The organism is Clostridium sp. CTA-1 (assembly GCF_054768215.1).
On the sequence record NZ_BAAAAP010000026.1, the window covers coordinates 16924 to 29133 of the forward strand.

Consider the following 12210-nt stretch of genomic DNA (forward strand, 5'->3'; position numbering starts at 1 on the left):
GAAAACTAATTTTATGTTTGTTTAACCTATTTTTTTTCTAAAGGAATTGATATACATGAAAAGATTTATTGCAGTACTATTAGTTTTTTCAAATATATTTTTACAAGGATGTTTCAGTTATAGAGATATAAATAAATTATTATTTGCTACTGCTGTAATTGTAGATGTTGACAACTCAAATAATCCTGTATTATTTGTTGAAGCCTATAAGGGTGTTAGAGAGGAATCCAATCAAAAAGATAGATTAGTATTTAAAGGTACAGGCAAAACTCTACTAGATGCTCTTAAAAATATTAATTTAAGCTCTTCAAATGAAGTAAATTATGAGCAAACAAAAGCAATTATATTTACAGAAAAAGCTGCCAATATAGGTTTAGAAAAGTTTATAGACATCTTTGAAAGAGAACAACAATTTATAATGAGAGCCAATTTTTGCATATTTGAAGGAACTGGAGATGAATTATTAAACATAAAGATACCCGATGAAAAATTTCTTGGGATTTTTGTTTATGATTTAATAAGAAATATAAATACATCCTCTAGTGCCATAAAGTTGACATTAAACGAATTATTAAATAAAAGACTTATGAAAGATAGAACTGCTGTAGCAAGTTTTATACAATTTAACAGGAGGGAAACTGAAAATAAAATATTCTTAAATGGTGGTGCTATTATAACCAAGGATAAATATGTATCAAGACTTTCCGCAGAGGAAACTAAAGGATATAATTTTCTAGTTAATAAAGTTTCTAAAGGTGTATTTCAAATTTCTAATCCCCAGGATAAAAACAAATTAATATCTCTAGAGATATTATCTAGTAAGACCAGAACTAAAATTGAGTATGTAAATGGTTCTATCCATTTAACTAAAAAAATTAAAACCATATGTACCATAGGTGAAAGTCAAGGAAGATTTTATGGTAATAAAAATGAAATAGATAAATTGGAAGCATTAGCAGCCGAAGAAATAAATAAACTTACTTCTTCTGTATTTTCCAAATTTCAAAAGAATAATTTAGATATATTTGATATAGAAAATGATGTGTATATTAGGTATCCTAAATTAAATATTGAAAATATAATTTTAAATACTGAGCTAAAAACTGAAATAGAAGTAGAAATTAGAAATAGTGCTGATATTATTTCATAAATATCATAGAGTTAACACAATCTTTTTTATATAAAGTTAATACTAAATAATAAAATGATACTGTGGCAAAACTTGTATTAACCCAATTTTTATTATTAAAAAATTACTAATAGCAGATACATATGTAATACAAATAATTACTTGTATCTGCTATTTATTATTAATATTATTTTCCTATATCTTTTCTATAATATATGCCCTCAAAATCTATTCTTTTCATCTTGTCATAGGCCTTTTTTATAGATTCTTCTAAGGTTTCTCCTAAAGCTTGAGTACACAACACTCTTCCACCATTAGTTAAAAGCTTGTTATTTTCTAATTTAACTCCTGCTCCAAATATACCTTCTAAACCTTCTATTCCATTTATTGAAAATCCTTTTTCATAATTTCCAGGATATCCTTTAGATGCTGCTATAACACAGGTAGAATAAGCTTTTTTCCACTTTATATTTGCATTTTTTAATTCTTTATTTATTGATATTAATATTAAATCTAGTAAATCACTTTCCATTAAAGGAAGAACAGCTTCCGTTTCTGGATCTCCCATTCTCAAATTATATTCAAGAAGGTACGGTCCTTTTTTAGTTATCATTATGCCAAAGAAAATTATTCCTGAAAATTTTAGATTTTCTTCCTGTAGGCCTTTTAGGGTTGGTTTTAATATATTTTTATCAAAATCCTTTAATACTTCTTCTGTACAATAAGGATTAGGGGATATAACTCCCATTCCCCCTGTATTTGAACCTAATCCACCATCATATATTTGTTTATGATCCTTTGAGGATATGAAAGGTATTATAGTTTCCCCGTCAGTTATAGATAGTATAGAAGCCTCTGGGCCTTCTAAAAACTCTTCTATAACAACTCTTTTACCTGCACCATTAAATTTATCCTTAGTCATAAATTCTTCTAAGGTATTTTTACTTTCTTCAAAGGAGTTACTTATAACAACTCCCTTTCCCGCTGCTAATCCATCTGCTTTTATTACCACTGGGTGCTCACTATTCTTTAAATATTCTAAAGCCTTTCCCTCTTCTTCAAAAACTTCATAAGCTGCAGTTTTAATATTATATTTTTTCATAAAGTCCTTTGCAAAGGCCTTACTTCCCTCTAATAAAGCGGCTTTTTTATCTGGTCCAAATATATTAAGTCCCTTATCCTTAAATAAATCTACTATGCCATCCATTAAAGGTACTTCTGGACCTACAATAGTTAAATCTACATTATTTTTCAAAGCAAATTCTAATAGTTCTTCATCGGATGAAATATTTATATTTTCACACTTATGCTCTAGTGCAGTACATCCATTTCCTGGAGCACAAAATATTTTTTCTACTAAAGGATTTTTACCTATCTTCCAAGCTATAGCATGCTCTCTTCCACCAGAACCAATTATCAATATTTTCATGTTTTTTACCCCTTTAATATATTTAATTCCCATACATTAATCAATTCTAATATTGAGATGGAATTTCTTTATAAAAAATATCTCTTTTATCTTAGTATTAGAATATCTTATTAAAATTTTTATCTTTTAACTAAAATATATTTGTATAAAAATATTTAAATCTAGTGCTTAAAATGTCTTATTCCTGTAAATACCATAGAAATCCCTTTTTCATTACATACCTTTATAGATTCTTCATCTCTTATAGAACCGCCTGGTTGAATTATAGCTTTTATTCCCCATTTTGAAGCTTCTTCTGCTACATCTCCAAATGGGAAAAAAGCATCTGAAGCTAAAACTACGCCATCTCCAGCTCTATCTAATGCTTCCTTTGCTGCCCATATTCTATTTACTTGGCCTCCCCCAATACCTTTTGCCATACCATCTTTAACTACTACAATAGCGTTGGATTTCACATATTTAACTACTTTCATACCAAATATAAGATCTTTCATTTCTTTCTCTGTTGGGGATTTTTCTGTAACTACTTTTGTATCTTCTAATAATTTATTATCACCCTGTTGTACTAATATTCCTCCATCTACCTTTGCCATATCTTTTGACTCTGTAGATTTTTCTTCACATTTTATAACCCTTAAATTTTTCTTGTTTTTTAATACTTCTAAAGCATCTTCATCAAAATCTGGTGCTACAACTATTTCTAAAAATATTTTTGCAAGATTCTCTGCTGTTTCCTTATCTACTTTTCTATTAAAAGCAACTATGCCACCAAATATAGATATAGGATCACATTCATAAGCCTTAGTATAAACTTCCTGTACAGTATCTCCTATAGCCACACCACAAGGTGTATTATGTTTTAATGCACAACAAGCCACCTCTTCAAATTCACAAACGGTTTTCCAAGCTATATCCATATCCTTTATATTATTGTAGGATAATTCTTTTCCATTTAACTTTTCAAAATTTTTCATAGGATATTTTCCAACAGTAGATGTGTAATAAGCTGCTGTTTGATGAGGGTTTTCTCCATATCTTAAATCCATGTTCTTTTTATAGGATAGAGTTAAGTATTCTGGATATTCCTCTTCTAATAAGAAATTACTTATAGCTGCATCATAGGCTGACATTAGATTAAAAACTTTTCCTGCTAATTTTTTTCTAGTTTTTATATTAACCTGATCATTTTCTTTTATTTCATCTATGACATTTTCATAATCCTTAGTATCTGTTAGTACTACTACATCTTTAAAATTTTTAGCTGCTGCTCTTATCATAGTAGGTCCACCGATGTCTATAAACTCTACTTTTTCATCAAAACTTAAATTTTCTTCTACTTTATTAAAGAAAGGATATAAATTCACTACTACAATATCTATAGGGTTTATGCCCTTTTCTTCTATTACCTTCATATGCTCTTCATTATCTCTTATAGCTAGTATGCCTCCATGAATTAAAGGATTTAATGTTTTTACTCTTCCATCTAACATTTCTGGAAAACCTGTTACCTCTTCTATATCTATTACTTTTACTCCATTTTCTTTTAAATGTTTATAAGTTCCACCTGTAGATATTATTTCTACATCTCTACTTTCTAAAAACTTTGCCAAATCTAAAATTCCTGTTTTATCAAATACACTTATTAATGCTCTTTTTATCACTTAAACTCCCCCAGTTTCAATATTTTTTATTATCTTATTTATCTGTCATAAGTAACTGCCACCAATATACCTTCTTTCAAAGAAAACATATAAGTGGCACTATTTCAATTTACAAACTACAATTTTTTATATTTCAATAAATTTAATCTACTCTAAACACATTTTTCTATTAGTTTCATTTATATTAATAGTAATTTTTTCATTATTATAAATTTAGTATGTTTTAATAAAAACTTTTCTTCCTTGTAATTTTACTTTTCCTTCACTTATAAGTTTTATAGCTTCTGGTAATGCCTCATGTTCTTTTTCTAGAACTCTTTTTTGCAATATTTCTGCTGTATCTTCTGCAAAAACTGGTACAGATTTTTGTATTATTATAGGTCCACTATCTGTACCCTCATCTACAAAATGCACAGTACACCCAGATACTTTTACTCCGTATTCTAATGCTTTTTGGTGCACTTTTATACCATACATTCCACCTCCGCAAAAGCTTGGTATTAATGAAGGATGTATGTTTATTATCCTATTCTCAAATTTATTTATTAAATCCTCATTTAATATAGAAAGCCATCCTGCTAAAACTATTAAATCTACTTTTCCATATAAACACTCAGATATTTTATTAGATAGATCGTTTTTATATATTTTTCTATCTAGAGTTAAAGTTTTAATCCCCTTTTTCTCTGCTCTTTCTATACCATAAATATTAGGTCTATCCCCTATAACCATTTCTATCCTGCAATTTTTTATATATCCTTCTTCTATTTTATCTATTATAGATTGAAGATTGCTTCCTCCTCCTGAAACAAGCACTGCAATTTTAAACATCTTATTCTCCTTTAATTTAAAGAAAATTTTTCATGTATATTCTATAAATAATTAATTCCTCAATTAATTATTTTAAAGCTCTAACCTATAAACTAATTTTTATTATAAATCCTTTAGCACTATTTTTTAAATTAGTTCAACAGACTTATCTCCTTTTTTAACATATCCTATTTTATAACCCTTTTCTCCCATTTCTATCAGGTCTTTTATTATATCTTCCCCATCTTTTTTATTTACACATAATACAAAACCAATCCCCATATTAAAAGTATTGTACATATGATCTTCTTCTATCCCTAAACTCATTAAATGGCTAAATATATTTGGTAATGGATAAGAATTTTTATTTATAACTGCTGTAAAATCCTCTTTAAACATTCTAGGAATATTTTCATAAAAACCTCCTCCAGTTACATGAGCCATACCTTTTATATTATATTTTTCTAAAAGTTTCATTACAGGTTTTACATATATTTTTGTAGGAGTTAAAAGAGTATTTCCTATTTTATCCCCTTCAAAATCTTTATGTAAATCTTCTACTAATTTTCTTATAAGAGAATATCCGTTGCTATGAGGTCCTGAAGATGCTATACCTATTAATATATCCCCATCCTCTATTTTACTTCCATCTATTATTTCATCTTTTTCTGCTATACCTACAGCAAACCCAGCTATATCATATTCCTCATCTCTATAAAAGCCTGGCATTTCTGCTGTTTCTCCACCTATTAGAGCACATTCACTTTGGATACAACCATTGCTAACCCCTTCTACAAGCTGAGCTGCAACCTCTGCTTCCAATTTTCCACAAGCTATATAATCTAAGAAAAATAACGGCTTAGCACCATGACATAATATATCATTTACGCACATAGCTACGCAGTCTATTCCCACTGTATTATATTTTTTCATTCTAAAGACTATATCTAATTTAGTTCCAACTCCGTCAGTTCCTGATATTAATACAGGATTTTTATATTTAGGAAGTTCAAACATTCCTGCAAAACTTCCTAAATTATTTAATACTCCCTTTGTAAATGTCTTTGAAGCATGTTTTTTTATAAGATCTACAGATTTGTAACCTTCCTCTATATTAACCCCAGCTTCTTTGTAAGATACCATGAATAACATTCCCTTCTTTAAATTATTAGTTATTCTACCAATAAAAAAACTTAAATTTCCTATTCCAAACTATCTTTAGGCATTTCTATAGGTGCAGATATAGGATATATACCATTAAAACATCCCAAGCAAAAACCTTTATCTTTATTAAGTGTTTCTACTAAGCCTTCCATACTTATATAAGCTAGACTATCTGCTCCTATTTTTTCTCTTATTTCTTCTACTTCTGAGTGAGCACCTATTAAATCTTTTCTATAAGGAGTATCTATTCCAAAATAGCAAGGATATTTAACCACTGGAGATGATACTCTAAAATGAACTTCCTTAGCTCCAGCTTTTCTTAATGTTTGTACTAATCTTTTACTAGTAGTTCCTCTTACTATGGAATCATCTATTATTACTACTCTTTTTCCTTCTACATTTATTTTAAGTGGATTTAGTTTTACAGATACAGCTTTTTCTCTTAATTCTTGAGAAGGTGCTATAAAAGTTCTTCCTACATATTTATTTTTTATAAATCCTATACCATAAGGTATTTCTGAAGCTTCAGCATAGCCTACTGCAGCTGGTATACCTGAATCTGGAACTCCTATAACTATATCTGCCTCTACTGGATATTCTTCATAAAGTTTTCTTCCTGCTCTAACCCTTGATTCATAAACATTTATACCATCCATAGTACTATCTGGCCTTGCAAAATATATATACTCAAAAGCGCAGGTATGACATTTTGTTTTTTCTGCGAACTTAATTGAATTTATTCCACTTTCATCTATAATAACTATTTCCCCAGGTTCTATATCTCTTATAAACTCTCCACCTACACAATCAAAAGCACAACTTTCTGAGCTTAGTAAATAGTCATCCCCAATTTTCCCCAGGCACATAGGTCTTATACCATGAGGATCACGTGCTCCTATTAATTTATCTTCTGTAAGTATAACAATAGCATAGGAACCTTTAATTGCTTGTATTGCATCTACTACTGCTTTATCTATACCTTTTTTAGCGCTTCTTGCTATTAAATTTAATAATACTTCTGTATCTATAGAAGTTTGAAAAATACATCCACCATCTTCTAAAAGTTCTCTTATAACTGCTGCATTAACTAAATTACCATTATGGGCTATGGCAATAGAGCCTAATTTATAAGTACCTACTATAGGTTGTGCATTATCTGATTTACTAGCTCCTGTAGTGGAATATCTAACATGCCCTATAGCAGAATTTCCTCTTAATCCTTCTATGGTTTCCTTACTAAAAACATCTGATACAAGACCCATACCTTTATGATATTTAAACTTTTCTCCATCAGATACTACTATTCCTGCACTTTCTTGTCCCCTATGTTGAAGAGCATATAATCCGTAATAAGTTATTTCCGCTGACTTTGATTCATTATCTTTAGAAAATACTCCAAATACCCCACATTCTTCTTTAAACTTATCTCCTTCTAAATCAAAGGGCATATTTTCATTTAAATCATCTAACATATAGCACATACTCATTTTTACTCCCCACTTATTTTCTATTTTTTAAGTTTAATCTCTTCTAGACTATTCCCAGCTACTGCAAAAATAATTTTAAACTATAACAATCTATTTATTGACTCTCTTTAATATTTCCATATAAGCTTCTTTTACATTTCCCATGTCTCTTCTAAATCTATCTTTATCTAACTTTTCCCCTGTGCTTTTATCCCATAATCTACAAGTATCTGGGGATATTTCATCTGCTAAAAGGAGCTCACCATTAAATCTTCCTATTTCTATTTTAAAATCAACTAAATTTATTCCTTGCTCATCAAAGAATTCTTTTAATGTATTATTTACTTTTTCTGCTATAGAATACATTTCTTTTAGTTCCGCAAAGGTTGTAAGTCCTATAGCAACTGCATGATAGTCATTTATAAGAGGGTCATTTAAATCATCATTTTTATAACTTATTTCAAATACAGTAGTATCTAATTTTCTTCCTTCTGAAAGACCTAATCTTTTTGCCATACTTCCTGCTGCTATATTTCTAACTATAACTTCTAGTGGAACTATTTCTACTTTTTTGCAAAGCTGTTCTCTTTCATTTATCTTTTCTATGAAATGTGTTTTTACGCCCTTTTTTTCTAAAAGTTCAAATAACATTGCTGTTATAGAGTTGTTCATAACTCCCTTATCTTCAATAGTCCCTTTCTTTTCCCCATTAAAAGCTGTGGCATCATCTTTATAATACACAACAACTGTATCCTTATCATCCGTTCTGAATATTTTTTTAGCCTTTCCTTCATATAACATATCCTTCTTTTCCATTATAACTCCACTCCCTCTTTGTTATCATTTATAAATTTTTCTTTCATATCTTTTCTATATTCTATAAGTTTTTCTTTTAATTCATCATATTTTAAAGATAATATTTGTACCGCAAGCATTCCTGCATTATAACTATTATTTATACCCACTGTAGCTACAGGTATAGATTTGGGCATTTGAACTATAGATAAAAGTGAATCCATTCCTCCAACTGCGGCTTCTATAGGCACTCCTATAACCGGAAGAATCGTATGAGAAGCTATAACCCCAGGTAAATGTGCTGCAAGACCTGCCCCAGCAATTATACATTCATAACCTTCCTTTTCTAAATCTTCAATTGTTTCCATCAACTTTTCTGGTACTCTGTGCGCTGAAAGTATGTAAGCTTTATATTCTATACTAAACTCTTTTAAAGCTTTAGCCGCCCCCTTCATTTTATCAGTGTCAGATTTACTTCCAAAAATAATAGCTACTTTCATGTACTAGACCTCCTTATATTTAAATATATAAAAAATTCCGCTAAGATTTCTATGGAGAATCCTAAAGCGGAACTTAAGCGCACTGCAAAAGCATAGCTAAGATTCATCCATAGACAGGGAATTTATGGTTCCCTCGTAGAGACTCTCAAACCTTATTATTGAGATTATATGGATGATATATTTATTTGTTTTATGTACTCATGGTAACATATAATTCTTAATAAATCAACATGCTTTTATAAAAACATTCGTATTTTATTGGTATTTTATTTATTTTTTCGTAATATCATTCGTAATGGAACGAACAATTTGTCAGATGAGAAATTCACTCAAATATATATTATATTGTAATAGAAATAATTTATAATAGAAATTTATTTCTGAAAATAAAATAGATTTAATTTTCAGATATCAAGCAAAATAATATATGGTAATAAACATATGAATAAACTTTAGAATTTTCTAATCTTTTTAAATCGGGAGCTTTTGTTATTAATCAAAGAATGAAGGTAAAAAACCGATGGCCAAGCCACGCATGACTTTTCCACCGGGTAAAAAATTTTTAATAGAGAAAATTTGAAATCCTTAGTCAAATAATTGATCTATCTATACGTGTATTTTTTATATTTGCATGGTTGAATTTAAATCTATTTTAAAATAGTGCTATCTAAGATAATTATTTTTTTCTTCTATAAGCAGTATCTTTGAGAGGAAGTTTTTTTCTAAATTCTCCATCAAATTTATAATACGCTCCTTGGGAGGCTGGCGCTGTTGGTATGGTTGTAATTTCTCCTATTCCTTTTGCACCATAAGCTAAATCATTAGTATTCTTTTCAATTATTGTTGTTTCAATTTCTGGTATGTCAGTAGCTCTAAACAAACCTAATGTACCAAATTTAGCCGTTGGAATAGATTTATTTAAAGGATAATCTTCTGTAAATGCATATCCAAGTCCCATAACTATTCCTCCCTCAATTTGCCCTTCCACATTAGTTAAATTTATAGCTTTTCCCACATCATGAGCTGCAACCACTTTTTCTACTTTTCCCTCATCGTCAAGAATAACCACTTGTGTTGCATAGCCATAAGCCACGTGACTTACTGGATTCTTTTTATCAGAATTAATAGGATCTGTAACGCCTTGATATTCCCCATAAAATTCTTCACCTTCACACTCTTCTAATGATGTAGTTAATAATTTTTCCTTAAGCTTTAATGATGCCATTCTTGTGGCTTCTCCAGTAAATACTGTTTGTCTTGATGCTGTAGTTGTCCCTGAATCTGGTGCAAATTTTGTATCTGGTAAATCTAAAATTATCTGTTCTGGTAATAAACCTATTGTTTCACATATTATTTGTGTAAGAATTGTTCCAAGTCCTTGACCTATACAAGCTGCACTAGTTCTTATATGGACCTTTCCATCTATTACTACTAAGTTGCATCTTCCAATATCCGGTATTCCAACACCAACTCCTGAATTTTTCATACAACAGGCTATTCCTGCACATTTACTCTTTTCATATACATCTTTCACAGCTAATATAGTTTCTTTAATTGCAGTTCCTTTATCAGCAATTTGTCCATTAGGCAGTGCATCTCCAGGTTCTACTGCGTTTTTAAATCTTATTTCCCAAGGAGATATACCAACTTTTTCAGCTAAAAGATTTAAGTTGCACTCTGATCCAAAAACTGATTGTGTTACTCCAAATCCCCTAAAAGCTCCTCCTGGAGGATTGTTAGTATATACAGCTGTACCTTTTATTTTCACATTAGGGCATTTATATGGGCCAGCTGCATGAGTACAAGCTCTTTGAAGTACAGGCCCTCCTAATGATGCATAGGCACCAGTATCTGATATAATATCTGCTTTAAAAGCAGTTAAATTTCCTTTTTCATCACATGCAGTAGTAATTGTCATTTCCATAGCATGTCTTTTAGGATGAATCTTTATACTTTCCTTACGACTTAACGTTATTTTAACAGGCTTTTTAATAGTCCATGCAAGAAGAGCCGCATGATGTTGTACACTCATATCTTCTTTTCCACCAAAGCCTCCACCCACATATTTGCTAATAGTCCTTACTTTTTCTTTAGGAAGCCCTAAAAGCTCAGAAATCTCTCTCTGCTCATCATATATACCTTGGCTTCCTGTATAAATAATAACTCCATCCCCATCTGGCATAGCTAAAGCACTTTCAGGCTCTAAAAAAGCATGTTCAGTAAAGGGAGTAGAATAATGATTAGTAACCACATACTTAGAATTGGCTATTGCCTCATCTACATCTCCTCTATTAACTTTTTCCACTGTTAAAATATTTCCCTTAGGATGAATTTTAGGTGCCTTTTCATCCATAGCTATATTAGGATCAGAAATAGGTTCTAATTCTTCATATTCTACCTTTATTAGATTAAGTATTTCTTTTAAAGCTTTCTTATTTTTTGCAGCTACTAAGGCTACTGAATCTCCAACATATCTTGTTTCCTCACCCACATCTATCATTGCAGGCCAATCTTTCATAATATGTCCTATATATCTTTTTCCTGGGACATCTTTTGCTGTAATAATTGTTTCTACATCTGGATGTTTTAAAGCTTCACTTATATCAATACTTTTTACTAATGCTCTAGGATATTTTGTTCTTAAAGCAGAACCATAAATCATTCCTTCTACCTTCATATCATCTACATATTTTCCTATACCCAAAATTTTATCTTTTGCATCTATTCTTGGAATATTTTCACCTATTTTTCCTTTATATTCTTTCGCAAATGGAAGTTTACCATTTCTAAATGCCTCTGCTGCCATTTCAATAGCTTTTATTATTTTCACATATCCAGTACATCTACATACATTTCCTCTAATAGCAGTTTTAATTTCTTTCTTATTTGGATTTAGATTTTTATCTAAAAGTGCCTTTGCACTTATTATCATCCCTGGAATACAATATCCACACTGTACTGCTCCAGCTTTAGAAAAAGCCCAAGTAAAAACATCCTTTTCAAATTCCGTTAACCCCTCTACAGTCTTAACATCTTTTCCATTCACCTTTGCAGTTGTACATATACAGGCTCTAAGTGCCTTACCATTAACAAGTATCATACAGGCTCCACAGGCTCCTTCTGCACACCCATTTTTTACTGAAGTTAAATCCTCATTATCTCTCAAATATTCAAGTAAATTAATATCCTCTGAAACAGATACATTTCTTTCATTTAATATAAATTCATACACATTTATTACCCCCATATATTTATG

At 30.1% G+C, this 12210-nt stretch carries 9 protein-coding genes and 1 riboswitch; of the genes, 1 reads left to right on the forward strand and 8 read right to left on the reverse strand.

Annotation, left to right across the window (positions count from 1 at the left end):
* Positions 1–55 precede the first annotated feature (55 nt).
* A complete protein-coding gene (locus tag ACYUEW_RS16180) occupies positions 56–1150 on the forward strand; it encodes a Ger(x)C family spore germination protein (RefSeq protein WP_003484108.1) in 1095 nt (364 codons plus the stop codon).
* A gap of 166 nt (positions 1151–1316) precedes the next feature.
* Here ACYUEW_RS16180 and purD read toward each other — a convergent pair whose 3' ends face one another.
* The 8 genes from purD to xdh form a co-directional block, all read right to left on the reverse strand.
* Positions 1317–2558 carry a phosphoribosylamine--glycine ligase gene (purD, locus tag ACYUEW_RS16185; RefSeq protein ID WP_043032229.1) on the reverse strand — a complete coding sequence of 414 codons (1242 nt, stop codon included), beginning with the start codon at positions 2556–2558 and terminating at the stop codon, positions 1317–1319.
* Between the two features lie 161 nt (positions 2559–2719).
* On the reverse strand, positions 2720–4219 hold the full coding sequence (purH, locus tag ACYUEW_RS16190) for a bifunctional phosphoribosylaminoimidazolecarboxamide formyltransferase/IMP cyclohydrolase (RefSeq protein ID WP_265204131.1): 1500 nt from the start codon (positions 4217–4219) through the stop codon (positions 2720–2722).
* Between the two features lie 213 nt (positions 4220–4432).
* A complete protein-coding gene (gene purN / locus ACYUEW_RS16195; RefSeq protein ID WP_460277307.1) occupies positions 4433–5050 on the reverse strand; it encodes a phosphoribosylglycinamide formyltransferase in 618 nt (205 codons plus the stop codon).
* A gap of 126 nt (positions 5051–5176) precedes the next feature.
* Positions 5177–6172, reverse strand: coding sequence for a phosphoribosylformylglycinamidine cyclo-ligase (gene purM, locus ACYUEW_RS16200; RefSeq protein ID WP_460277309.1), 996 nt, complete (start codon positions 6170–6172; stop codon positions 5177–5179).
* A gap of 59 nt (positions 6173–6231) precedes the next feature.
* Positions 6232–7680 (reverse strand): amidophosphoribosyltransferase, encoded by a 1449-nt coding sequence (gene purF / locus ACYUEW_RS16205; RefSeq protein WP_265204129.1) that lies wholly within the window; start codon positions 7678–7680, stop codon positions 6232–6234.
* A gap of 90 nt (positions 7681–7770) precedes the next feature.
* Entirely contained in the window at positions 7771–8475 is a 705-nt protein-coding gene (gene purC, locus ACYUEW_RS16210) for a phosphoribosylaminoimidazolesuccinocarboxamide synthase (RefSeq protein ID WP_072586432.1), read from the reverse strand.
* Positions 8475–8954, reverse strand: coding sequence for a 5-(carboxyamino)imidazole ribonucleotide mutase (gene purE / locus ACYUEW_RS16215; protein ID WP_003484098.1), 480 nt, complete (start codon positions 8952–8954; stop codon positions 8475–8477). Before purE ends, purC begins: the two co-directional genes overlap by 1 nt.
* Positions 8955–9044: 90 nt before the next feature.
* Positions 9045–9146, reverse strand: a riboswitch (purine riboswitch).
* Positions 9147–9630: 484 nt separating this feature from the next.
* Positions 9631–12186: a selenium-dependent xanthine dehydrogenase gene (xdh, locus tag ACYUEW_RS16220; RefSeq protein ID WP_460277312.1), complete on the reverse strand. Its 2556-nt coding sequence runs from the start codon at positions 12184–12186 to the stop codon at positions 9631–9633.
* Positions 12187–12210: the final 24 nt, after the last annotated feature.